The organism is Rathayibacter sp. PhB179 (assembly GCF_004345345.1).
Taxonomy (GTDB): domain Bacteria; phylum Actinomycetota; class Actinomycetes; order Actinomycetales; family Microbacteriaceae; genus Rathayibacter; species Rathayibacter festucae.
This window is the reverse complement of sequence record NZ_SLVD01000010.1, coordinates 133,334-155,806: the sequence shown is the minus strand read 5'-3', so window position 1 is coordinate 155,806 and position 22,473 is coordinate 133,334. Positions and strand designations below refer to the sequence as shown.

Sequence of the window (22,473 nt, the reverse complement as noted above, 5' to 3'; positions counted from 1 at the left end):
CTACAGTCGAGCTATCGGAGCCCACCCCTGCGGGTTCTGTAGGGAGTGACAGCATGTTCGAGAGATTCACCGATCGCGCACGGCGCGTCGTCGTCCTGGCCCAAGAAGAGGCCAAGATGCTCAATCACAACTACATCGGGACCGAGCACATCCTGCTCGGCCTGATCCACGAGGGCGAGGGAGTGGCCGCCAAGGCGCTCGAATCCCTCGGCATCTCGCTCGACGCGGTGCGCGAGCAGGTCCAGGACATCATCGGCCAGGGGCAGCAGCAGCCCACCGGCCACATCCCCTTCACGCCGCGTGCGAAGAAGGTCCTCGAGCTGTCCCTGCGCGAAGCGCTGCAGCTCGGCCACAACTACATCGGGACCGAGCACATCCTGCTCGGCCTCATCCGCGAGGGCGAGGGCGTCGCCGCACAGGTGCTCGTCAAGCTGGGCGCCGACCTCAACCGGGTGCGCCAGCAGGTCATCCAGCTCCTCTCGGGCTACCAGGGCAAGGAGCAGGTCGCCGTGGGCGGTGAGCAGCAGCAGCCTCAGGGCGGCTCGCAGATCCTCGACCAGTTCGGACGCAACCTCACGCAGGCGGCGCGCGACAACAAGCTCGACCCGGTCATCGGGCGCGAGAAGGAGATCGAGCGGGTCATGCAGATCCTCTCCCGCCGCTCCAAGAACAACCCCGTCCTGATCGGCGAGCCCGGCGTCGGCAAGACCGCCGTCGTCGAGGGCCTCGCCCAGGCGATCGTGCGCGGCGACGTGCCCGAGACGCTCAAGGACAAGCAGCTCTACACGCTCGACCTCGGCTCGCTCATCGCCGGTTCCCGCTACCGCGGTGACTTCGAGGAGCGCCTCAAGAAGGTGACGAAGGAGATCCGCACCCGCGGCGACATCATCACCTTCATCGACGAGATCCACACCCTCGTCGGCGCAGGGGCCGCGGAGGGCGCGATCGACGCCGCCTCGATCCTCAAGCCGCTGCTCGCCCGCGGCGAGCTGCAGACCATCGGCGCGACCACGCTCGACGAGTACCGCAAGCACTTCGAGAAGGACGCCGCGCTCGAGCGCCGCTTCCAGCCGATCCAGGTCGCGGAGCCGTCGCTGCCCCACACCATCAACATCCTCAAGGGCCTGCGCGACCGCTACGAGGCGCACCACAAGGTGTCCATCACCGACGGTGCCATCGTCTCGGCCGCCAACCTCGCGGACCGCTACATCAGCGACCGCTTCCTCCCCGACAAGGCCATCGACCTGATCGACGAGGCCGGCGCCCGCCTGCGCCTCTCGATCCTCTCGGCCCCGCCGGAGCTGCGCGAGTTCGACGACAAGATCGCCGTCGTCCGCACCGCGAAGGAGGCCGCGATCGAGGATCAGGACTTCGAGAAGGCCGCGTCGCTCCGCGACGAGGAGAAGCAGCTGCTCGGTGAGCGCCTGCGCCTGGAGAAGAAGTGGAAGTCGGGCGACGTCAAGGCGACCGGCGTCGTCGACGAGGGCCTGATCGCCGAGGTCCTCGCGCAGGCGACCGGCATCCCGGTCTTCAAGCTGACCGAGGAGGAGTCCTCGCGGCTCGTCTTCATGGAGAAGGCGCTGCACCAGCGCGTCATCGGCCAGGAGGAGGCCATCGCGGCCCTCTCGCGGACCATCCGCCGCACCCGCGCCGGCCTCAAGGACCCGAAGCGCCCCTCGGGATCGTTCATCTTCGCCGGCCCCACGGGCGTCGGAAAGACCGAGCTCGCCAAGGCGCTCGCCGAGTTCCTCTTCGACGACGAGAACGCGATGATCTCGCTCGACATGTCGGAGTACGGCGAGAAGCACACCGTCTCGCGGCTGTTCGGCGCCCCTCCCGGGTTCGTCGGCTTCGAGGAGGGCGGCCAGCTCACCGAGAAGGTCCGCCGGAAGCCCTTCAGCGTGGTCCTCTTCGACGAGATCGAGAAGGCCCACCCCGACATCTTCAACTCGCTCCTCCAGATCCTCGAGGAGGGTCGTCTGACCGACGGCCAGGGGCGCGTCGTCGACTTCAAGAACACCGTCATCATCATGACCACCAACCTCGGTGCGCGTGACATCGCCGGTGGTCCCGTCGGGTTCCAGATCGAGGGCGAGAACGCCACCGGCTACGACCGCATGCGCGGCAAGGTCAACGAGGAGCTGAAGAAGCACTTCAAGCCCGAGTTCCTCAACCGCGTGGACGACGTCATCGTCTTCCCGCAGCTGTCGAAGCCCGAGCTGCTCCAGATCGTCGACCTGTTCATCGGCCGCCTCGGCGACCGCCTGCTCGACCGCGACATGACGGTGGAGCTGACGCAGTCGGCCAAGGAGCGGCTGATCGAGGTCGGGTTCGACCCGGCCCTCGGCGCCCGCCCGCTGCGCCGCGCGATCCAGCGCGAGATCGAGGACCAGCTGTCCGAGCAGATCCTGCACGGCCAGCTCGGTGCCGGAGACCACGTGCACGTGGACTTCGCGGAGGGCAAGTTCGTCTTCACGACGACGCCGCGCCTGATCTCGATCAGCGCCGGTGCGACGGCGGGAGCGGCGACCGCCGGCCCGGCGACGCCCGACCTGATGGCGTAGCACCCGCACAGCACGACAGCGAGCCCGTTCCTCCTCGCGGAGGGACGGGCTCGTCGTCGTTCGGCCGTACGCTTGTCGGATGGCCGATTGGAAGTACCCGGTGCGCCGCGCGCGCACGAGCGACGTCCCCTTCATCCAGGAGCTCAGCGAGCCGCTCGTCAACGAGCGCATCCTCCTCGGCAAGGACCGCGTGGTGCTCTACGGCGCCGTGCAGGAGTTCCGGATCGCGGAGTCCGGCGACGGCACCGCCATCGGCTGCGGCGCGCTGCACGTGATGTGGGACGACATCGCGGAGGTCCGCACGCTCGCCGTCGCGAAGGACTGGCTCGGCCGAGGCGTCGGCCACCACATCCTGGAGCGCCTGGAGAACGACGCGCGGGAGCTCGGGCTCAAGCGCCTGTTCTGCCTGACCTTCGAGGTCGGCTTCTTCGAGCGCCACGGCTACGCGCCGATCGGCGAGAAGGTCGTCGACCCCGAGGTGTACGCCGAGCTGCTGCGCTCTCCCGACGAGGGCGTCGCCGAGTTCCTCGACCTCGCCCGGGTGAAGCCGAACACGCTCGGCAACACCCGCATGCTCAAGACGCTCTGAGCGCTCGCGCGTCGTAGCCTGTGTCGGTGACTCCGCCTCCCCGCCGCCTGCCCTCCCGGGTCTACCGGCGGCGCAGGGCCGGCCTGATCCTCGCGCTCCTGGTGATCATCGCCGGGATCGCCGTGCTGGTCTCGCTGCAGCCGTGGGCGGGCGCGCGCGGAGCCGCTGAGAGCGCGAGCCCGACGGCCGCGTCGCTGCCGACGCTCTACCCCTCGACGGCGCCGGAGGGCTCGCCGCCCGCCGACGCCGCCGCCTGCACCGCCGACACCGTCGCGGTCACGGCCGTCACCGACGCGACGAGCTACGGGCCGGACGAGGCGCCGCAGCTCTCGCTGTCGCTCGCGAACATCTCGAGCACCGACTGCGTGATCGACGCCGGGACGAGCGGACAGGTCTTCACGATCACCAGCGGGTCCGACCCGGTCTGGACCTCGACCGACTGCCAGACGGGTGCGTCGTCCCTGGAGATCCTGCTCCCGGCCGGCACCTCGGTGACGGGCAGCTCGATCACCTGGGACCGCACCCGCTCCTCGCCGGACACCTGCTCCGGCGGGCGCGAGGCTGTCGAGGGGGGCGGCGCGGCGTACAACCTGTCGGTCTCGGTCGCGGGGATCCCGTCGGGGTCGACGACGCAGTTCCTGCTGCAGTAGTCCGTCCCGCCTGTCGCCCTTCAGGGGGAGGTGGCGCGGAACACGCGCGCGTACGCTCACGGACATGATGAGGACGCTCCGCCGGCTCCTGTCCGCGATCACGCCGAGGGGGCGGGGCTCCGGAGCGCGCGGACCCGGGCTGTCCGCGGGAGCGGCGGGGATGCTGCTCGCGGCCGCGCTGGCGGGGGCGCCCACGGCGGCGGCCGGGCCACTGCGGGCGGTCCACGTGGGTGAGCCGGTCGCCGCCGCTGCCGTCGGCGCCGCCGCCATCGGCGCCGCTGCCGTCGGCGGACCAGCACGCGGCGTCGACGACTTCCGCTTCTCCCGCTACGCCGTCGACTACGACCTCGGCCGCGACGCCGAGGGGCGCTCGACGCTGACGACGGTCGAGACGTTCGTCGCGGAGTTCCCCGAGGACCAGAACCGCGGGATGCAGCGGGCGATCCCGCTCGAGTACCAGGGCTACCCGACCGGCGTCGACCTGGTGTCGGTGACGGACGAGACGGGACGGGCTCGGCCCGTCGACACCGAGACCGAGGACGGGATCCTCCTCGTGACGAGTGCCGCGGACGGCTTCGTCAGCGGCAGCCAGACCTACGTCTTCACCTACACCCAGCACGACGTGACGCTGCCCGGCTCCGGCACGAGCAGCGGCGAGGACGAGTTCTACTGGGACGCGAACGGCACGCAGTGGCGGCAGCCCTTCGACCGCTACGACGTCCGGATCCGGCTCACCGGCGGCCTGGCCGAGGCGGCGACCGGGACCGCGTCCTGCTACCGCGGCTCGGCCGGCTCCACCGACGGTTGCTCGATCGGCCGCGACGGCGCCGTGGTGACCGCGAGCGGGACCGACCTGGCGGCGTACGAGAACGTGACGGTCGCGGTCGGCTTCGCGCCGGGGACCTTCACGCCGCGCGACGACGGCTACTTCGCCTCGGGCTGGGCCTGGGCGCAGCTGGCGTCGATGCTCGTGCTGCTCGGCGTGCTCGTCGCGGCGATCCGTCGGCGTGCGACCGTGCTGCGCGATGCTCCGGGGCGCCCGACGGTGATCGCCGAGTACGAGCCGCCCGCGCAGGGGCTCTTCCTCTCCGCGGCGCTGCGCGGGCGGTCGTCGCGCGCACCGGCCGCGGCGCTGCTCGACGCGGCGGTCCGCGGGCTGGTCCGGGTCGAGGAGAAGGACTCGGGGAGGAAGCCGGGCTTCCTGCTCCGCGTGCTCGATCCGGCGACGGCCGCGCCGCGACGGGCCGGCCGACCACGGGTCGTCCCTCCCGTCGACCGGGAGTTCTTCGACATCGCGTTCGGAGCGTCGCCCACGCCGGGGGCCGTCCGTGATCTGAGCGGGAAGGACAAGGAGTTCGGGAAGGCGGTGTCGTCCTTCCAGACGGTGATGTCCGCGCGGGTCGTGGAGGAGGGACTGCGGCGCTCCGGGACGGTGCGCGGCTCCGTGCTGCTGATCGTGCTCGCGGTGGTCGCCGTCGTCGGCGTCGTGCTGTCCGGGGCGCTCCTGCTCGGGGCGGCGCTCGGCGGGGCTCTGCCGATCGTGCTGCTCCTCTCGGCGCTGGTCGTGGGGGCGCTGGTCTGCGTCCTGCTCGCGAAGGTGCCGCTGACCGCGGCCGGCGCGGAGCTGCGCGACCACCTGAAGGGTCTCGAGCTGTACCTGCGGCTGGCGGAGGCGGACCGGTTCGCGATGCTGCAGTCGCCCCGCGGTGCCGACCGGCGCAGCGTCGGTCCGGTCGAGGTCGTCGAGGTGACCGAGCGGCTGCTGCCGTGGGCGGTGCTCCTCGGGCTGGAGAAGGAGTGGTCGGCGGCGCTCGCGACCGCCTACGAGCAGACGGGCGAGAGCCCGGTCTGGTACTCGGGGTCGACGGGATTCCACGCCGCGGCGTTCGCGGGGAGCATCTCCTCGTTCTCCTCGACCGCGTCGAGCTTCGTCGGCTCCTCGTCGAGCTCGTCGAGCGGCGGCGCCGGTGGTGGCGGCAGCTCCGGCGGTGGCGGGGGCGGCGGCGGAGGCGGCGGGGTCTAGCCCGTCCGGCCGCGAGCAGCCCGTCTCGATCTGCTCCCGGCGCGGAGCCGGCTCTTCGCGGCCGCGTAGTCGCGGGAGCTGCGGCTCGAGAGGGCGAGCAGCACGAGGATGTCGAAGGCGACGCTGCCGAGGTTGGTCTGCAGGCTGATCGCCGCGCCGCCCTGGAGCACCGCGGCGAAGGCGGTGATCGTGCTGAGCAGACTGGAGGAGAGGGCGAGCAGGCGGGCCGTCCCGGAGCCGCGGAGCACGAGCGCGCCGAGGAGCAGCCAGAGGAGCGTCGCCGCCCCGAGGAGGGCGGCGGCGATCGGCCGGGTCGAGGCCTCGTCGAGTGTGGAGCCGCCCGCGGTGGCGGTGCCGCCGTCGAGCCAGGTCAGGTCGTCGAGCGAGGCGGCGCCGGCGAGCAGCAGCACGGCCTGGAGCGCGTACGCGAGGCCTCGGGCGACGAGCATCAGGGCGCCGACGTGCGTGGTGACGGGCCGGCGGAGGACCGTCGCGGACGAGGTGCCGAGTGCACCGGCGAGCTCGGTGGCGGCGACGGGGGCGATCGCGTCGCGCCCGGCGGCCCCGGACGGCAGGGGGATCGCGCGGAGGTCGACGACCGGCAGGTCGCCGTCGGTGACGATGGAGTCGCCGCCGCCGTTGCGGGAGTGGTAGCCGGTGGAGAAGTCCTGGATGACGTCGACCGTCGCCTCGGGGTGGTGCTCGCGGAGGCTCGCCACGATGTGGTCGCGCTCCTGGTCGGTGTCGGGGGAGATCTTGTGCGTGACCTGGAGCGTGAAGAGCGACAGTCCGACGCTGCGGTCGAAGGTGCCGGCGGCGACCCACTCGACGGGAAATCCGCCGGGCAGGAACCAGTTCTCGGGGCAGCGCCAGAAGCGCACGTGGTGGCGCTTGCCCGGGTTGCCGGCGACCTCCTGCTGGAACGCGACGTCCTGCTGCCGCCCGAACACGAAGAGCGGCGAGACGGGGGCGCGGTGGTAGCTGCGGCGGGTGAGCGTGGCGGTGATGATCCGCCGGCTGCTGCGCACCGTGACCTCGTCGGCGCGGGTCCAGCCGGAGGAGGTCATCGCGTGGACCAGCTGCGCGTCGCTGCCCTGGAAGGCGAGGTTGACCGGGTCGCCGAGCAGGCCGTCGCTGGTGCGCGCGCGGCCGATGAAGTAGTCGGGCACGTAGAGCCGGGTGAGGATCCGGTGCAGCCGCGGCAGCACGAGGTACGCGACCAGGACCCAGACGGCGACGTAGAAGCCGATCTGGGCCCAGCCGGAGCGGACGCCGTCGGTGACGAGGACGACGGCCAGCAGCGTCGCCGCGACGCCGCCGAGGACGAAGAAGGCCTGGTCGAGCAGCGCGGGGATCGGGAAGCGGCGGCGGCGGACCGCCGGTGCGGAGGCGGGGGCGGAGTCTCCGTCCGTGGCGGGACGGTCCTGGTCGGTGCCGGCCCGCTCGGTGTCGCTGCTCACGGCGTCAGCCTAGGGCGGCGGTCCGGCGCGGGGGCCGTCAGCCGACGGGGATGCGGGTGGGCACCGGCACGAGGGCGTGGGTGATCGCGCTCGAGAGGGTGAAGGCGCTGGAATCCAGGTGGGAGGGGTGGCCGAGCCGGGTGGCCTCGTTGGCGCGCTGCTTCGCGCCGGATGCCGGACGGATGTCGCCGGAGAGGCTGATCTCGCCGAAGGCCGCGATGCCGGGGCGCAGCGGCGTGTAGGCGTGGGCCGAGGCGATCGCGACGGCGATGGCGAGGTCGGCGGCCGGCTCCATCAGCTTCACGCCGCCGACGGTCGAGACGTAGACGTCGCAGCGGCGGAGCGGGATGCCCGCCTGGCGCTCGAGCACCGCGAGGATCATCGCGACGCGGGAGGCGTCCACGCCGTTGGTCACCCGGCGCGGGTGGTCGCCGTCGTTCGCGATGACGAGGGCCTGGATCTCGACGGGCAGGGCGCGGCGCCCCTCCATCGCGACCGTGACGCAGATGCCCGGGGTGGGGAAGCGGGTGCGGCTGAGGAAGAGGCCGCTGGGGTCGGGGATCTCGGCGATGCCCTCGGCGGTCATCTCGAAGCAGCCGACCTCGTCGGTCGGGCCGAAGCGGTTCTTGAGCGAGCGGACGAAGCGCAGCGCCGTCTGGCGGTCGCCCTCGAAGTGGCAGACGACGTCGACGAGGTGCTCGAGCAGGCGCGGGCCGGCGATCGAGCCGTCCTTGGTGACGTGGCCGACGAGCACGAGGGGCAGCGCGCGCTCCTTGCAGACGCGGATCAGCGTCGCGGCGACCTCGCGGACCTGGCTCGGGCCGCCGGGGAGGCCGTCCACGGTGTCGCTCGCGACGGTCTGCACCGAGTCGACGATGAGGAGGTCCGGGCGGACCTCGTCGATCTGGCCGAGGACGGTGGCGAGGTCGGTCTCGGCGGCGAGGAAGAGGCTGTCGTGCATGGCGCCGGTGCGCTCGGCCCGCATCCGCACCTGGGCGGCGGACTCCTCCGCACTGACGTAGAGGACGCGCTGGCCCTCGGCGGCGGCGCGCGAGGCGACCTCGAGCAGCAGCGTCGACTTGCCGACGCCGGGCTCGCCGGAGAGGAGGACGACGGCGCCGTTGACGATGCCGCCGCCGAGCACCCGGTCGAGCTCGCCGACGCCCGTGGGGCGGTGCGCCGCGGAGGTGGTCTCGATCTGCGTGATCGGCTTGGCGAGCCGCGCCGCCGTGGGGGCGACGGCCGCGACCGCGCGGACGAGGCCGGTGCGCTCGGTGCTCTCGATCACGGAGCCCCACTGCTGGCACTCGCCGCAGCGGCCGACCCACTTCGCGGTCGTCCAGCCGCACTCGGAGCAGCGGTAGGCGGCGGTGCGCGTCTTCGAGGAGGCCATGGGGTCCTTCCGGGCCGGGGGAGTGCGGGGCAGAGGTAGAGCGAGGGAGCACCGGCGACGCTACGGCCGGCCTCCGACATCGGAGCGCTCCTTCGAACGTGTCTTCGACAATAGCGGGCACCGCCGACATGCGAACGCGCCGCGCCCGGTCGGTGGACAGCCGGGCGGACGTCCCGGTGGGGAGGAGTCCCGGCGGCACCAGAGCGGCGCACGGGCGGTGTCGGTCGTCTGCGGGAGACTGGGCCCATGACCTCGACGGTGCACACCCTCAAGTCCGGCCGCGCGCTCGGAGTCGTCTGGTCGGGCCCGGAGGACGCCGAGCACGTCGTCGTGCTCGCGCACCCCGCGCCCGGCGCCGCCGGACTGGATCCCGACCCCGCGGCCACCGCCCGCCACGGCGTGCGGCTGGTCTCGTTCGACCGCCCCGGCTACGGCGCCTCGGAGCTGCTGACCGACGTCGATCCCGCCGGCGCCGGCGCCGGGGCGAGCCCGGAGCAGGCCGCCGCCGACATCGCCGAGTACCTGGCCACCGCGGGCATCGCCTCCGTCACCGCGGCCGGCTGGTCGGCGGGCGGCCGCGTCGCCCTCGCCCTCTCGGCCAACTACCCGGGCCTGGTCGGGCGCGTCGCCGTCCTCGGCACTCCCGCGCCCGATGACGCCGTGCCGTGGGTCGGCGAGCAGAACCGGGCGATGCTCGAGCACCTGCGCGAGCTGCCGGTGGACGAGGCCGTCCGCTCCCTCGCCGCCGCGCTCGACACGGCGTTCGGTCCGTCACCCACCCCCGAGTCGCTGCTCGGCGTGCTCGGAGGGGACGCCGCTGACGAGGACGTGCTCGAGGCGCCGGGCGTCCGCGAGCGGCTCCTGGTGATGCTCGAGCGCGCCGTCACCCAGGGCAATCTCGGCCAGGCCGCGGACATCGTCGGCTACACCCTCCAGGAGTGGGGCTTCGCGGTCGAGACGGTCGACGCCCCGGCGCTCCTCCTCTACGGCGGCGAGGACGCGACCGTCGGCCGCCAGCACGGCGAGTGGTACGCCGCCCGCCTGCCCGACTCGCGCCTCGAGGTCGTGCCCGGCCGAGGCCATCTCCTCGCCGTCTCCGAGTGGGACCGGGTGCTCGCCTTCCTCCTGCCCGAGCCCGCCTGACGCCTCGGCGCCGGCCGCACGCCCGCGCTCGGCCGCGGTTCCCGCGCCGATTGGCGGGATTCCGGAGCCTCGCGTACACTCGTCCTCGGTACCGTGTCCGAGCGGCCGAAGGAGCATGTCTCGAAAACATGTGTGGGCTTGCGTCCACCGTGGGTTCAAATCCCACCGGTACCGCCACGAGAAGGCCCCCTACATCCCAGTCATACTGCGGAAGTAGGGGGCCTTTCGCTTTGCCGTGAGTAGCTCTTGCCCACTATTTGCCCACAACTGCGCGCGACCGGGCGTAATCCATTGCGACGGCCACGGCGTCCAGGTCGTCGTCGAACAGGTCAGCGTAGGTGTCGAGCGTCATCGCTGCCGATGCGTGCCCGAGCATCCGCTGCACAGCCTTCACGTTGGCCCCCGAAGAGATCGCCAGAGACGCGGCGGTGTGTCTGAGTCCGTGCAGCGTGATCGTGGGGAAGTGCGGATCAGCGGCCTGGATCTTGCGGAGCCCCGAAACGAACCAGCCGCGGCGCCCATCGGGCGTCCTGACATAGCTGACACCGTCCCCGAAGAGGATGCTCGTCGGGTCACGTCCCTCCGTCAGCGAGCGCATCGGCTCGTCTAGGAAAGGCGGGAACGGCACCGACCTGGCCTCGTGCGACTTTGGTGTGCCGACGATGATTCGCCCGCCAACACTCACCGCGTTCTCGCGCACCTGCACTCGTCGGCGCTTGCGGTCCACGTCGCCCACGCGAAGTCCAGTGGCCTCTCCCCAGCGCAGGCCGGTGTAGGCGAGGAACTCCACCAAGGTGCCGTTCTTGCCGGCCGCCTCAGCGAGGGTGTGCACCTGCTGGTGAGAGAGGTAGACGCGCCGCTTCCCGGTCTTCCGTGGCAGGTCGATACCTCGCGCTGGGTTAGAGAGGATGCGACGGTCTTTGACTGCCGCATCGAGGATCGCGGCAAGGACGCCGTAGGCGCGCAGAACGGTCGTTGCGCTCTTGGCCGTCGTGCCGGTCTTCTCGTCGCCAGTTGTCATCGCGGAAACCCAGCTCTGCACGTCTGAGTGCTGCACGGCATGGGCCGGCGTGCGCCCCCATCGCGGCTCCACATAGAGGCGCCACGCGATCTCGACTGGCCGTAGCGAAGAGGGCTTCAGGTGCGTCCGTGAGGCGAGCCACCCTCCTCCAAGCTCCCCGATCGTGATCCGGCTCATCGTCGGATCGACGTACTCTCCTCGAGCCTTCGACACTTCGACTGAGGCCAGGAAGAGTTCGGCGTCGCGCTTCGTTCTGAAGCCACGCTTGTCTGTCTGGGAGCGATCAGGCTTGCGGTAGCGAACTCGGTAGCGCTTCCCGCTAGCGGTGACGTAAGGCTCGATCGTGGCCATTAGAGCGCGTCGGGCACCTTCATGCCCAGCGCGACAGCCTCAGCCCTCGCTTTCTCGAAGGCGATGCGCGCTTCCTCGATGACGTCAGCTTCAGCGTTCTGGCTTGTGCGTCGTCGGAAGAACGCCTCCGAGAAGGCAAGCTCTTCTGCAGTGCGAAGTCTCGACCGCGCGATCACCGACGCCTGCGACGCTCCCCGGATGTCCGAGAACGCGTTCGACCCGTTGAACCACCAGATCGCCTGAATCGTGGGCACTTCGCTTTCCTCGTACCCAGGCATGCGCACCCAGCCGAGCGGATCGTCGAGGGGGAGGACGAGGGCGGCCGGCGGAATTCCGAGAGCCCAGGCAAGCGCAAGCATCTGGTCGACGGTGATGTCTGAGCGCCTTCCGCTCTCGATGTTCGCAATCACGGCCCGCGAGAGCTCTCCGTTCGTTCTGGACGCGAGCTGCGCTGCGGAGAGCCCATTCGCTCGTCGGTAGTGCGCAAGGCGCTCGCCTAGTCCCGTGGAAGCTCGTGATGTCATACAGACACAATATCGCTCCCGTTGACACATCGCCAGTCGCGGCGTAGGTTCTCCATCAGGACACAGAATGTGCCACCAAGACACAGACCACGGAGGTTGTTATGGAGAAGCTCATGTCGCCCGAGGAAGTGAGCGAGATCACGGGCCTGACGGTCAGCTCGCTCAAGAACCTGCGCTACCGAGGAACCGGGCCCGCATATCGGCGGATGTCGTCGCGCGTCATTCGATACGCGGAGTCCGACGTCGCTGCCTACATCGAGTCCGCGCGACGGACGCAGACAGGCCAGGCGGTGCCGGCATAGACAGCCGCCGCCTCGCTCCGCCTCAGGCCGACCTTCGGGCGCCTGACTTCAACCCCCTGACCTACCGGGACCCGACAGGTGATCGAGCTGTCCAAAACCTGACCCCGGGCAACTACAAGATCAGCGGTCCAACCGGAGACATCTACCTGATCGAGTCGGGGCTACTCGAAGCCGTACTCATCAACTGCGAATCGGTACCAACGCGCTCCGGGAAGTCGCGCCGCATCCAAGTCAAGAGCCGCAGGTCCAACACGTGACCCGCACGAAAAAGCCGGTCGAAGCCCTGGCAGGCCCGACCGGCAGTACTCCCACCGAAAAGTCTCACGAATCCGAAGGAACTAGTCCCATGACTCTACAGCCCACCACCGTCAAGCAGAAGCCGACCGCTCTGGCCGACTGGCGCCACCTCGTCATTGATCAGCGCGCCGACCTCCTCGCATCCGCCATCACGGTCACCGTCGATGAGGACACGGACGATCCCCGCAGCTGGCTCGAGCTTCCCTGCCCGAACTCCGCCCTCGAGATCAACGCTGTTCACGATTTGCCCTCCAACACCTGGCAGGTCGAAGCGAACCTCCAGGGCGCCTTGACCAGCGACCAGGCCCTCGCCGCCTCGGTCGCACTCGCCACAGCCTCTCGCCAGGCCGACACGCTGAACGCCCGCGAGATGTTCTCGATCCCCACCTCGCACGTGTCACGGGACGTCGTCGGCAGGATCGGCTCCATCGTTTCGCTCGTCGCCACCGAGTACGAGGCCGTCGTCGCGCTTCACATCGACCTCGACGCGCACGCCGACCAGTTCACGACTCCCGGCACCCGGTGGTCCTGGCAGGACGAAGACTCCGACAGCCAGATGCAGTTCCTCTACATCGGCGACTACCGCGTCGTTGGCCTCGACCAGCACGACGCTTTCTCGCCGCGCGTGATCCTCGCCAGCACGGAGGAGGCGTCGTCACGGACGGACGACTGATCGGGCATTCCGTCGACGCGCAACTAGAGGAGACGCTCTGGCGCCTCATCGCTGGCGAGATCGGGCTGCAGCAGCTCACGCCCGGTCTCGCGGGCTTCTGGACCCTCGCCTACGAGGAGGGCCGCGCCTCCCGCCAAGCCGAAGTCGACCACGCGAACGCCGACGCCGACCGCTACTACGGCGCCGCCTACGACTCCCGAGCGAACCAGCTGCGCCGCATCGACAGCGCCGCAGAGAAGTACTGGCAGGACGTCATGTCCGGCCACATCGACCTCACCGAACTCCCCTCCCGAAAGGAGGAAGCCGCATGACAGAAGCCGCCCGCACCCTCCACCTCACGCGCGCCTCACACATCAAATCGCTACGTCAGCCCTGGCTCATCCCCGGCCTGATCCCGCTATCGACCCTCACCGTCTGCGCCGGCAGGGGAGGCGCCGGTAAGTCCTCCTGGGTCCTCGCTCGGATCGCAGACCTCACCCACGGCCGGCTCACCGGCGACGTCCGAACGCCGACCGACGCCCTGATCGTCGGGCCAGAAGACGATTGGAGTGCCGTCATGGTTCCCCGGCTCATCGCAGCGGGCGCCGACCTCGAGCGAGTCCACCGCTTCGAGGTCCGAACAACCTATGAAGGCGGCGAGTCCTCCACGAGCTCGCCGGTCATGCCTCTCGATGTCGACCGACTGCGCGAAGCGATCGAGGTCACGAAGGCCGGACTAGTGATGCTCGACCCTGCCTCTTCAATCGTCTCCGGCGACCTCAACAAGCGCGAGGACGTTCGCGCGGCAATGGACCGCCTCGCGACCGTTGCGCAGGAGACGCGCACCGCCGTCGTGATCGTTAGCCACTTCAACAAGGGAGCCGGCTCGGTGAGCGACAAGCTGACGGGCTCCGCCGCCTTCCGAGACGCAGCACGCTCCGTGCTCGTGTTCGCCGAGGACGAGGAGACCGGTGATCGCATCGTCTCAGTGGACAAGTCGAACTACTCAGCCGCGGCGGGCGAGTCCCTCGCGTTCCGCCTCGAGTCGGTCGACGTCCCTACCGACGACGGCGAGCTGACTCAGGTAGCTCGTGTAATCGACCTCGGCGTCACCGACAGGACCGTGCACGACGTCATCAACAGGGGGAGCGAGGACGAGCAAGACGACCGAAACGCTGCACAGGCCTTCGTCCTCGACTACATCCGGAGCACCGAAGCGCAGGAGGCGAACGCGGCCGACGTCATCAAGGCCGGTCGAGGAGCTGGCTTCAACGAATCCGAGATGAAGAACGCCCGCAGACGCTGCAGGAACCCAAAGATCCAGAGCGTGAAGTCCGCGTTCGGGGCCGGCTGGGTCTGGCAACTCGACCACGAAGGTGTCACCGAAGGCGTCAAAGGTGTCACCACCCTGAGGCCCGACACCTTCGACACCTTGGCTGACGCCTTCGACGGACCGCCCGCGATCGTGAGCCTCTTCCCAACCCCTCGTCATCAGCAGGAGACGCCATGACGCTCTCACTCGCCGTAGCACTCGCGGAGATCTACGCGCACGGCGGCTACTTCGCCACAACCCCCGACGCCCTCCTCCTCGTCATGCCCGAAGGAGTGACCGTCTCTCCGGACGTTCATCGATGCATCGCGCTCCACCAGCCCGAGCTGTACGAACACCACCACAAGCACGAGCACGAGAGGGAAGAGGCCTAGCTTGCCGATCGAAGACGAAGACGAGATCCGTATGAGCCGTCTCATCCTCGCGATGATGGCGAACGACAGGGCGGCAGTCGTCGCGCTCCTCGCGCTCGACCAGACCTACTACGGCGACTGGGATGCGGGGCAGCGACTCGTGCTCCTACTCGCCGACAGAGTCGTGTCGCTGCTCGGCGAGAACAAGGAGCTGCGCACGAAGGTCACCGAGCTTGCCGAGGACTCGTGACTGACCTGTTAGAGGAGATGACGGCTGACCGTGATCGGTGGCGCACCCTCGCCCGCCGACATGAGGCGCGCCTCCAAGCCGAGAGATCCGCCCGCAGCGACATCCTCGGCGAGCTCGCAGAACACGTCGTCGCCGCACTCCGCGGCGCCGGCTACATCCAGATCGACCCGACTGGAACGCCAGTCGGCCCTGAACAGGAGCACGAATGAACCCCGCACCCGCCCAGACTCTCTCGCCCGTCGACGAGAAGAGCAGCGCCATCCGAGCAACCATGACCACCACCGTCGACAGCATCCGGGCGAACACCCGCATCAGCGCCATCGAGAAGCGCGACCAGATCGCCCGTGCCTGGCTCGACGCCAAGAAGCAGATCGAGACCCTCGCCGCCGACACCAACGCCACCCGCACCACCCAAAAGCAGGCACTCGAACGCAAGCTCTTCGGCATCCCCAACACCACGGACGCCAGCCACGCCATCAGCTACCGCGACGCTCTCGATCGGGCCAGCGCCATCGACCCCACCACCAGCGAGGGAGAGCGTCAGGCCGTCGAACTCATGCGCCGTGCGGAGATCTCCGGCGACACCACCCTCGTTCGTGCGCTCCTCGCTGTCGCCTACGAACGGCAGCAGGTGGACGTCATCAACACCTACGCCAACGCCCACGACAAGGACGACGCCGACCTCAACGAGCTCTGGAAGATCAGCACCGAGCCGATCGACTCGAGCGTGTTCGCCTTCGCTGAACCGCAGGCACCGCGTGAGGTCGACGGAGTAACCGGGCACACCGTTCAGGCATGGGCGGACGGCGAGTACTGACCCCAGTGACATGACGGGGTGGGTCTGCATTCGTGGCCTCGCACAAGCGCCGGAAGCACGAACAGGCCCACCCCCTACCCCCTCAGGCTGCCCGATCCGATGGACCACCGGGGCGGCAACCTTTCTCTCCCCACCAAGATCGCGTCATCCTCGAGGCGACCGAGAGAGCTGATCCCATGACCCACCTTCCCAAGAACCATCCCGTCCGTTTCCTGCTCGAGTCCGCCGCGAATGGATCACCCATCACCGCGACCGACTTGCAGATCCTCGGCAACGCGGACCTGCCGCCCTCGGAGTCGCTCGCCACCTACGCCGACGAGATCGAACAGGCCGGCCTCGTCATCGCGAAGATCGGCGCAACCGGCGCCCGCCAGCCGGCCCTCGAGCTCGCACAGGAGCAGTGGCGGACCCTCGCTACATCGATGACCGACAACCAGCGCGCGATCGACACGACGGAGAAGGCCAACCCACCCGAGACCGACATCGACTCGATGGTCGCCCGAATCTTCAACCACTAGCCCAGGAGGCGCACATGCTCACGATCACCACCCCCGTCCAGACCGCGCACGACGACCTGACCCGCCAGCTCGAGCAGCTCGACCGGCAGCGAATCAGCCTCGAGCAGTCCGCGCTCGCCGGCAACGTCGACGGAGCCTCCCTCGCCCGCTTCGACGACGAACGCGCACTCGTCGCCGCCAGGCTCAGCGCCGCACGTCGAGCACTGGAACAGGAGGACAGCGCACGCGGACCCGAAGCCGACATTCGCGCCGCCATCAGCGAGATGCTGGCCGACCCCGCGCTGAGCACCGAGCAGGCAGCAGCCTCGATCGCCGGGCTGAACACCGCGCTCGAGCAGGTACTCCTCGCCTTCGACGGACGCAACACCGCGGTGCGAGGGTGGGCCGCGCGCCTGCACAAGCTCGGTGTCCCGCGCGACGGGCTCGAGATCGACGGGGTTCCCATCACCGTCCGAGGTGGCGGCGCTGGCGAATGGGGCGACACCGAGATCGTGTACGGCGGCAACCGCATCTCCGCGATCCGCGGAGCCGCCTCGTACGTCAAGGCGGTCGTCGATCCCATCGTGAAAGGCGAGGACTTCACCACCGACGCGGACGGCCTCGCTCGCCACGATCGACGAGACCAGCCCCTCGAGCCCGAGGTACGCGTGCGACTGATGAAGGACAGCGGCGGGCACACGGCCGGCGACATCCTCACGAGCCACAAGCTCGCCGCGTCCTCGCTCCGACACCTCATCAGCGCAGGCAACGCCGTCGAGATCGACTCCGACGGCAACGACATCCCGACCCAGTAACGAAGGGGCGCGTCGCACAACCCAGGCCCGCGGAGCGCCCTATGGTCCGGGGCATGACAGAGAACATCTTGGTAGCAATCATCGCCGCAGCCGGGGTGATCCTGGCGGGCGTGATCCAGGCACCCCGCCTCCTGAGGAACACGCGAGCGGACATCCTGCGCGACATCGAGATCTACAACGCTCTGCCAGACACCCTGACAGCGCGGAAGGTACTTCTCGAACGCATCGGAAAGGACGTCACCACGCTGGCCACTGGAGGTGAGAAGCGACGTGACGCGACTTCAGTCGTGCTCGGGATCGTCTTCCTCGGTGTCTCGTGGTGGCTCACAGTGCAGCTACTCAACGCGCAGGAATGGTGGTGGTGGATTGCCAGCCCAGCACTACTGCTGGGCTGGTCGCTCGGCGCCTTTGGATTCGTGCAGGGTCTTCAGCGACACCACCGCACGTCGACCGGCTCTGTCATCAAAGGTGACGCTGTCTCAGCCGTAGCGCCAGCAGTTGATCCGAGCGCCGGCGGCTCAGAGGAGGAGGGTGGGGGTGACCGCTCTCTCGCAGCGAAGGAAACCGCCGGATAGCAACTTACGTCCTGCGTGCGCTTCGGGCCCGTTTTCTCGGGTCCGCGATCGAGCCGATTGGGGGAAATGACGATGACTGAGACGTTGCTTTGCGCGCGCTGCGGGGCCGCGTTCGCCCGGGCTCAGCAGGTGGGCCGACGGCCGTCGTGGTGCGGGCCGGGTTGCCGACGGCCTCGACTGGAGCTCGATCGTGCCGCGCGTTGTGCCATCGCCGCATCAGGCGGTCGCGCCCGATGGGAAGGGGTGCCGCCGGGGGAGCGCTCGCGGCTGGCACGCACCGCCTCTCTAAGCCGCTTTCCACCCGGGCATGAGCCACGAGCGCGGCCGACGCGGCTAGCTCGTCAGTGCCGCTTCTGTGGAAAGACGGCCCTGATGAAGGCGAGTCAGCAGTCGTGCGGTGCTAGCGAGTGCCGACTCGCTAGAGCCGCTGAACGTGTGATTGAGAACGCGTTCTCGCGCCGTCAGCAGGCGACTAGCGGCCGCCAGGCACCAGCTCACGAACCAACTGAATAGCACGAAGCAAGACAGGCCCCACCGGGTTCTCTGGTGGGGCCTTTTCGTACCCCTGTGGAGATTGAGAAAAGGATCTGATGGCTTCAAACAGAGTTGTAAGGGTGTCACTGCTCGCGGACGTGAGTGGCTTCATGGCGAACCTCTCCCGAGCTCGCGCGGCGACGACCGACTTCGCGCGCGGTATCGCTGCCGAGTCGCAGCAGAACAGGGCCGAGTTCGACGAGCTCGGCCGCGGAATATCCGCGGTGGGGCTTGCGGCGGGCGCTGGCATTGCCGTGGCGGTGACAAAGTTCGCCGAGTTCGACCAGCAGATGTCGTTCGTGCAGGCTGCTACGCACGAGACCGCGGGCAACATGGATCTTCTGCGGCAGGCCGCTGTGGACGCGGGCGCCTCGACCGTCTACTCGGCGACTGAGGCCGGCGGCGCGATCGAAGAGCTGGCGAAGGCCGGGATCTCGACGACCGACGTCCTGGCGGGTGGCCTGTCCGGTTCGCTGGATCTTGCGGCTGCGGGAGGTCTCGAGGTCGCGGACGCGGCGACGATCGCGGCGACGGCACTCACGCAGTTCGGCCTGGCCGGCTCCGATATCCCACACGTCGCCGACCTTCTGGCGGCAGGCGCTGGGAAGGCGCAGGGCTCCGTCGAGGATCTCGGCGCTGCGCTGAACCAGAGCGGTCTGGTAGCCGATCAGACCGGCCTGACCATCGAGGAGACCACCGGCACCCTGGCCGCTTTCGCTGCTGCTGGTCTGACGGGTTCCGACGCCGGTACGTCATTCAAGACCATGCTTCAGGCGCTTACCCCGACTTCGGGTGAGGCGAAAGAGAAGATGGACGAGCTCGGCATTTCTGCTTATGACGCTCAGGGCAACTTCATCGGAATGGAGAAGTTCGCTGGTGTCCTGGCGAACTCCCTTTCCGGCCTGTCTGTCGAGCAGCAGAACGCGGCGATGAAGACCATCTTCGGAGCTGACGCTGTGCGTGCCGCGTCCGTCGTCTTCGAGAACGGTGCCGAGGGTATCGGCACGTGGATCGACGCGGTAGACGACTCCGGCTACGCCGCGGATACGGCGGCGCAGCGTCTCGACAACCTGATGGGTGATCTCGAGGGGCTCGGCGGCGCCTTCGATTCGGTGATGATCGGGATCGGTGAGTCTGCGGACGGCGGACTGCGGACCATCGTCCAGATGGCGACTGGGATTGTGCAGGCGTTCACGAACCTGAGCACCCCGAGCAAGGATCTCGCGCTGGGCATGGGTCTCCTCGTGACAGCGTTCGGCCTGACTGGCGGCGCCGCGCTCGTCGCGATCCCGAAGATCGTCGCGTTCCGAACGGCCCTCACGACGCTCGGCACGGAGGCTCCGAAGACGGCCGCCGCGGTCGGAATGGTCGGCAAGGCGTTCGGCGCGTTGGCCCTGGTCGCGGTCGCTGACTGGGCGGCTCGGAGCACCTCCGATCTCGTGCAGATGGGGCAGGAAGCGATCGGCGTGCGCGCGACGGTCGACGGGCTCGCGAAAAGCCTCAGCTCCGTCTCCGCCACGCCTGACACGATCCGGAAGCAGTTCGACATCCGCATCGCGGGTATCGAGTCCGGTGTGTCCGGCCTGTCACAGTTGACCAACCTCGGCGGGCTCTCCGACCTGACGCGCAACTTCAAGGACTTCGGCGCTGACCTGGCCGATCACTTGCCGGTTTTGAAGTTGTTCGGCAACGGCACCGCCGACACCACTCGCCGCGTGAAGGACATGGATGCGGCTTTGGCGCAGCTGGTTGCGGCCGGCAACACAAAGCAGGCCGCGGTGGCGTGGAAAGAGCTGCAGGCGCAGACGGACGGCTCGAAGGAGGCCCTGCAGAAGCTGCGAGACCTGTTCCCGCAGTACACCTCCTCGGCCCAGGGAGCCGCCAACGCGACGACGGGGCTCACGAGCGAGCAGGCAGATGCCGCAGTGGTGACGAAGGAGAACGAGGACGCCCTGAGCGCTCTCAGCGGCGCCGCGACGGACGCGCAAACCGACATCTCGGCACTGGCTGACGCGATCAGCAACTTCGGGTCGACCACCCTCAACGCGAACGCTGCCGCTCGAGAGTTCCAGGCCGCTATCGATGCTCAGGTGGAGACGCTGCAGAAGCAGCGCGATGCGTACGCGGAAGCGAACGGGACTCTCGACGGCTTCAACGCCTCGCTCGACATCGGCACTACCGAGGGCCGCGAGAATCAGGCAGCGCTCGACGCGATCGCTCAGTCGGCCTTCAACACCGCCTCTGCCACGCTGCAGCAGACGGGAAGCCAGGAGCAGGCAACGGAGGCCATCAAGCAGGGCAGGGCGGCTCTCATTGACGCCCTCGCTCAATTCGGAATCACCGGGCAGGCAGCCGAGAACTACGCCAACAACCTGCACCTGATCCCTGAGGACGTTGCCACGGCGGTCGAGCTCTCCGGCGTCGCCGCTGCCGAGGCGCAGATCGCCTACCTCACGCGGAATCGGAACATCGCGATCACGACGACCGTCAACTCGCCCAACGGCGCCGCATTCTCGGACGCACGTGCTTCGGCGGGCTCCGCTAATGGCAATATCTTCGCTTATGCGAACGGCGGGTTCCCGACTGGCATTTACGCCGGCCGGGCGGGTTCGATCCACAAGTTCGCCGAGCCGGAGACGCGCTGGGAAGCGTACATCTCCGGCAAGCCGGGGCAGGAGCGGCGCAACATCGGCATCTGGGCTGACGCCGGCAAGCGCCTCGGCGTGTTCGGCGGGAGCCGACCGTCCTACGTGGCAGCCGGCTACGGCGGCTCGAGCGGCGGGGCTGGCAGCACGAAGACGATCGCGCCGGTCGTGAACCAGAACGGCGTCTTCTACTCGTACGACCCGAGCCGCATGGCGAAAGAGATCACCCGTAAGCAGTCGCAGGCCCTCGCCCTGTACGACAACTAGCACGACCAGCCCCCGAGGTCTGGCCCGAAATGTTCGCGTCGGGTTTAGATCTCGGGGGTTCATTCTGCTTCAGGAGACAGATCCATTTCGTCTCTTATTAGCCTTCACTCTGTCCTCAGCGATCAAGCTCTGAATCCGAGCATACCTCTGTTTGGCGGGCATGGTAGAGTTTCGACGCAGTCGAAACCACACAAGGCAGTTTGCGCCCCCCGGGTGGGGGTCAAAACCCGACCAAAGCATGGAGTCTTCACGGGCGCGTCAGCCTGGTATGGGGATTTGACCGGCCCGGGACGCACTCCGCAGCTGGCCGTGAAACACTTGCTCATTGCGACCAAACCCGACCTCTGGCGTAACAAGGTCTTATCTGCAAGGAGTGCCCTCACATGGCTTCAACAGCCCTCGGTGGTGTCTACGTGCTCTCTGAATCTGGTGTCGACCAATTGATCGAGTTGGACCGTTCTTCGGCTAGTGCACCCCTGGCGTCTCCGGGCTTCGTTTCGAGGCGACCGGCGCGCCGTGAAGATCTCGATCGTACGCTCGTCTCCCTTCAGATGCGCGTGAGTGGGCGCTCAAGCCGAAAGGCGTGACCGTCCTCTACGACGTCGTAGCTCTCGCCGAGCTCGAAACTGACGTGTACGCAGATCTTAGGGATGCGGTCTACGAGAGGCTCAGTACTTTCGAGTGCAAACGCTCACCTCACTTGCAGGATTTTGCTCGCGGCAAAGTAGGCAGGTATGAGCAACACGGACATAGTCGAACGTATGTCTTTATCTGCCCGGTCGAAGACAGCGACATTGATGTTCCTGCATTCTTCACAGTTGGAATGACGGCTCTCGATCTTACAAAAGCTACTGGCAGTAAGAAGAAAAAGCTTTCGGGCGACATATCGATGGATATTACCGGTACGTATAGCATTGCGGAACTTGCTCGAAGCGACCGCTACACAAGTAGCCAGTTGCCAGGCGCAGTGATTCTGGATGAAGCGAAGCAAGTAATCGCGCAAGCTAAGTCGTTCGTTGGCGGTCGTTTCGCAGTCGTAGACGCTCGCAAGGCAGTCTTTGAAGCCCTGTATCAGCCAGCTGGCTTCAGCGAGATTCATATTGCTTCGGCGCCGCTTGGCATGGAAGAAGACGACTTCATCACCGCAGCGTGTCTCATTCGTGACTGGTGAGCCGGCGGGTCTCACTTCGATCGTCGAAGTAGCTCCGGGCTAGGGTTGCAGAATGCCCCGGGTCAAGCAGACGCTCACCGACGAGCAGACAACGCGCCTCAGAGCCGCACAACGCTCCCTCGAAGACGCCGAAGCCGAACTCCGCGAAGTCGTGCGTGACCTCCTCAACGAAGGCGCGTCCATCCGCGAACTCGCAGCCGCCGCCGAGATCTCCACCAACACTGTGCAGAGATGGAAGCGAGGGGAGTAG

General features: G+C 68.3%; 21 protein-coding genes and 1 tRNA gene. 18 read left to right on the top strand and 4 right to left on the bottom strand.

The genetic code is table 11. From position 1 onward, the window contains the following. Window positions 1–53: 53 nt before the first annotated feature. The 4 genes from EDF43_RS18490 (at window position 54) to EDF43_RS18475 (ending at window position 5,826) form a co-directional block, all read left to right on the top strand. Entirely contained in the window at window positions 54–2,564 is a 2,511-nt protein-coding gene (locus tag EDF43_RS18490; RefSeq protein WP_123446787.1) for an ATP-dependent Clp protease ATP-binding subunit, read from the top strand. A 79-nt stretch (window positions 2,565–2,643) separates the two neighbouring features. Further along, window positions 2,644–3,153, top strand: a complete 510-nt coding sequence (locus EDF43_RS18485; protein WP_123446786.1) for an amino-acid N-acetyltransferase — start codon at window positions 2,644–2,646, stop codon at window positions 3,151–3,153. A gap of 26 nt (window positions 3,154–3,179) precedes the next feature. Next, window positions 3,180–3,803 (top strand): hypothetical protein, encoded by a 624-nt coding sequence (locus EDF43_RS18480; RefSeq protein WP_132438017.1) that lies wholly within the window; start codon window positions 3,180–3,182, stop codon window positions 3,801–3,803. A 64-nt stretch (window positions 3,804–3,867) separates the two neighbouring features. Then, window positions 3,868–5,826 carry a DUF2207 domain-containing protein gene (locus EDF43_RS18475; protein WP_132438016.1) on the top strand — a complete coding sequence of 653 codons (1,959 nt, stop codon included), beginning with the start codon at window positions 3,868–3,870 and terminating at the stop codon, window positions 5,824–5,826. Here the strand turns inward: EDF43_RS18475 and EDF43_RS18470 are convergent. Further along, a complete protein-coding gene (locus tag EDF43_RS18470; RefSeq protein ID WP_132438015.1) occupies window positions 5,823–7,286 on the bottom strand; it encodes an LssY C-terminal domain-containing protein in 1,464 nt (487 codons plus the stop codon). The two genes, EDF43_RS18475 and EDF43_RS18470, sit on opposite strands and share 4 nt — an antisense overlap. Before the next feature lie 37 nt (window positions 7,287–7,323). Continuing rightward, window positions 7,324–8,679 (bottom strand): DNA repair protein RadA, encoded by a 1,356-nt coding sequence (radA, locus tag EDF43_RS18465; RefSeq protein WP_123736624.1) that lies wholly within the window; start codon window positions 8,677–8,679, stop codon window positions 7,324–7,326. 246 nt (window positions 8,680–8,925) lie between these two features. On the opposite strand from radA, the gene EDF43_RS18460 reads away from it, so the two are divergent. Both EDF43_RS18460 and EDF43_RS18455 read left to right on the top strand, forming a co-directional pair. Continuing rightward, window positions 8,926–9,822: an alpha/beta hydrolase gene (locus EDF43_RS18460; RefSeq protein ID WP_132438014.1), complete on the top strand. Its 897-nt coding sequence runs from the start codon at window positions 8,926–8,928 to the stop codon at window positions 9,820–9,822. Between the two features lie 87 nt (window positions 9,823–9,909). Next, a tRNA-Ser gene (locus tag EDF43_RS18455) sits at window positions 9,910–9,999 on the top strand. A 76-nt stretch (window positions 10,000–10,075) separates the two neighbouring features. On the opposite strand, the gene EDF43_RS18450 is transcribed toward EDF43_RS18455, so the two are convergent. Together EDF43_RS18450 and EDF43_RS18445 are read right to left on the bottom strand one after the other, a co-directional pair. Beyond that, on the bottom strand, window positions 10,076–11,194 hold the full coding sequence (locus EDF43_RS18450; protein WP_132438013.1) for a site-specific integrase: 1,119 nt from the start codon (window positions 11,192–11,194) through the stop codon (window positions 10,076–10,078). Then, complete coding sequence (locus EDF43_RS18445; RefSeq protein ID WP_165909183.1) at window positions 11,194–11,718, bottom strand: helix-turn-helix transcriptional regulator; 525 nt, start codon at window positions 11,716–11,718, stop codon at window positions 11,194–11,196. Before EDF43_RS18445 ends, EDF43_RS18450 begins: the two co-directional genes overlap by 1 nt. 101 nt (window positions 11,719–11,819) lie before the next feature. Between EDF43_RS18445 and EDF43_RS18440 the strand changes: the two genes are divergently transcribed. The 12 genes from EDF43_RS18440 (at window position 11,820) to EDF43_RS18385 (ending at window position 22,473) form a co-directional block, all read left to right on the top strand. Continuing rightward, complete coding sequence (locus tag EDF43_RS18440) at window positions 11,820–12,020, top strand: helix-turn-helix domain-containing protein (protein WP_132438011.1); 201 nt, start codon at window positions 11,820–11,822, stop codon at window positions 12,018–12,020. A 253-nt stretch (window positions 12,021–12,273) separates the two neighbouring features. Beyond that, the gene (locus EDF43_RS18435; RefSeq protein ID WP_132438010.1) at window positions 12,274–12,990 is read left to right on the top strand and encodes a hypothetical protein; all 717 of its coding nucleotides are present in this window, start codon (window positions 12,274–12,276) and stop codon (window positions 12,988–12,990) included. 307 nt (window positions 12,991–13,297) lie between these two features. Beyond that, window positions 13,298–14,479, top strand: a complete 1,182-nt coding sequence (locus tag EDF43_RS18430; RefSeq protein WP_132438009.1) for an AAA family ATPase — start codon at window positions 13,298–13,300, stop codon at window positions 14,477–14,479. Continuing rightward, the gene (locus EDF43_RS18425; protein WP_132438008.1) at window positions 14,476–14,673 is read left to right on the top strand and encodes a hypothetical protein; all 198 of its coding nucleotides are present in this window, start codon (window positions 14,476–14,478) and stop codon (window positions 14,671–14,673) included. The genes EDF43_RS18430 and EDF43_RS18425 overlap by 4 nt, the downstream gene beginning before the upstream one ends. A gap of 1 nt (window position 14,674) precedes the next feature. Further along, entirely contained in the window at window positions 14,675–14,902 is a 228-nt protein-coding gene (locus tag EDF43_RS18420) for a hypothetical protein (RefSeq protein ID WP_132438007.1), read from the top strand. Window positions 14,903–15,173: 271 nt separating this feature from the next. Beyond that, window positions 15,174–15,719 (top strand): hypothetical protein, encoded by a 546-nt coding sequence (locus EDF43_RS18415; RefSeq protein ID WP_132438006.1) that lies wholly within the window; start codon window positions 15,174–15,176, stop codon window positions 15,717–15,719. A gap of 176 nt (window positions 15,720–15,895) precedes the next feature. Beyond that, window positions 15,896–16,237: a hypothetical protein gene (locus EDF43_RS18410; protein ID WP_132438005.1), complete on the top strand. Its 342-nt coding sequence runs from the start codon at window positions 15,896–15,898 to the stop codon at window positions 16,235–16,237. A 14-nt stretch (window positions 16,238–16,251) separates the two neighbouring features. Then, a complete protein-coding gene (locus EDF43_RS18405) occupies window positions 16,252–17,031 on the top strand; it encodes a hypothetical protein (RefSeq protein WP_132438004.1) in 780 nt (259 codons plus the stop codon). Window positions 17,032–17,084: 53 nt separating this feature from the next. Next, a complete protein-coding gene (locus tag EDF43_RS18400; RefSeq protein ID WP_132438003.1) occupies window positions 17,085–17,606 on the top strand; it encodes a hypothetical protein in 522 nt (173 codons plus the stop codon). A gap of 614 nt (window positions 17,607–18,220) precedes the next feature. Beyond that, the gene (locus tag EDF43_RS18395; RefSeq protein WP_165909182.1) at window positions 18,221–21,052 is read left to right on the top strand and encodes a phage tail tape measure protein; all 2,832 of its coding nucleotides are present in this window, start codon (window positions 18,221–18,223) and stop codon (window positions 21,050–21,052) included. 583 nt (window positions 21,053–21,635) lie between these two features. Then, window positions 21,636–22,223 carry a hypothetical protein gene (locus EDF43_RS18390; RefSeq protein ID WP_132438001.1) on the top strand — a complete coding sequence of 196 codons (588 nt, stop codon included), beginning with the start codon at window positions 21,636–21,638 and terminating at the stop codon, window positions 22,221–22,223. A gap of 52 nt (window positions 22,224–22,275) precedes the next feature. Continuing rightward, complete coding sequence (locus EDF43_RS18385; RefSeq protein ID WP_132438000.1) at window positions 22,276–22,473, top strand: hypothetical protein; 198 nt, start codon at window positions 22,276–22,278, stop codon at window positions 22,471–22,473.

Bases quoted from the DNA above. Each gene is read 5' to 3' on its own strand.
- EDF43_RS18475 (WP_132438016.1), top strand. From the start codon at position 3,868: ATGATGAGGACGCTCCGCCGGCTCCTGTCCGCGATCACGCCGAGGGGG.
- EDF43_RS18445 (WP_165909183.1), bottom strand. From the start codon at position 11,718: ATGACATCACGAGCTTCCACGGGACTAGGCGAGCGCCTTGCGCACTAC.
- EDF43_RS18485 (WP_123446786.1), top strand. From the start codon at position 2,644: ATGGCCGATTGGAAGTACCCGGTGCGCCGCGCGCGCACGAGCGACGTC.
- EDF43_RS18430 (WP_132438009.1), top strand. From the start codon at position 13,298: ATGACAGAAGCCGCCCGCACCCTCCACCTCACGCGCGCCTCACACATC.
- EDF43_RS18410 (WP_132438005.1), top strand. From the start codon at position 15,896: ATGACCCACCTTCCCAAGAACCATCCCGTCCGTTTCCTGCTCGAGTCC.
- EDF43_RS18415 (WP_132438006.1), top strand. From the start codon at position 15,174: ATGACCACCACCGTCGACAGCATCCGGGCGAACACCCGCATCAGCGCC.
- EDF43_RS18450 (WP_132438013.1), bottom strand. From the start codon at position 11,194: ATGGCCACGATCGAGCCTTACGTCACCGCTAGCGGGAAGCGCTACCGA.
- EDF43_RS18385 (WP_132438000.1), top strand. From the start codon at position 22,276: ATGCCCCGGGTCAAGCAGACGCTCACCGACGAGCAGACAACGCGCCTC.
- EDF43_RS18425 (WP_132438008.1), top strand. From the start codon at position 14,476: ATGACGCTCTCACTCGCCGTAGCACTCGCGGAGATCTACGCGCACGGC.
- radA (WP_123736624.1), bottom strand. From the start codon at position 8,679: ATGGCCTCCTCGAAGACGCGCACCGCCGCCTACCGCTGCTCCGAGTGC.
- EDF43_RS18400 (WP_132438003.1), top strand. From the start codon at position 17,085: ATGACAGAGAACATCTTGGTAGCAATCATCGCCGCAGCCGGGGTGATC.
- EDF43_RS18440 (WP_132438011.1), top strand. From the start codon at position 11,820: ATGGAGAAGCTCATGTCGCCCGAGGAAGTGAGCGAGATCACGGGCCTG.
- EDF43_RS18460 (WP_132438014.1), top strand. From the start codon at position 8,926: ATGACCTCGACGGTGCACACCCTCAAGTCCGGCCGCGCGCTCGGAGTC.
- EDF43_RS18490 (WP_123446787.1), top strand. From the start codon at position 54: ATGTTCGAGAGATTCACCGATCGCGCACGGCGCGTCGTCGTCCTGGCC.
- EDF43_RS18405 (WP_132438004.1), top strand. From the start codon at position 16,252: ATGCTCACGATCACCACCCCCGTCCAGACCGCGCACGACGACCTGACC.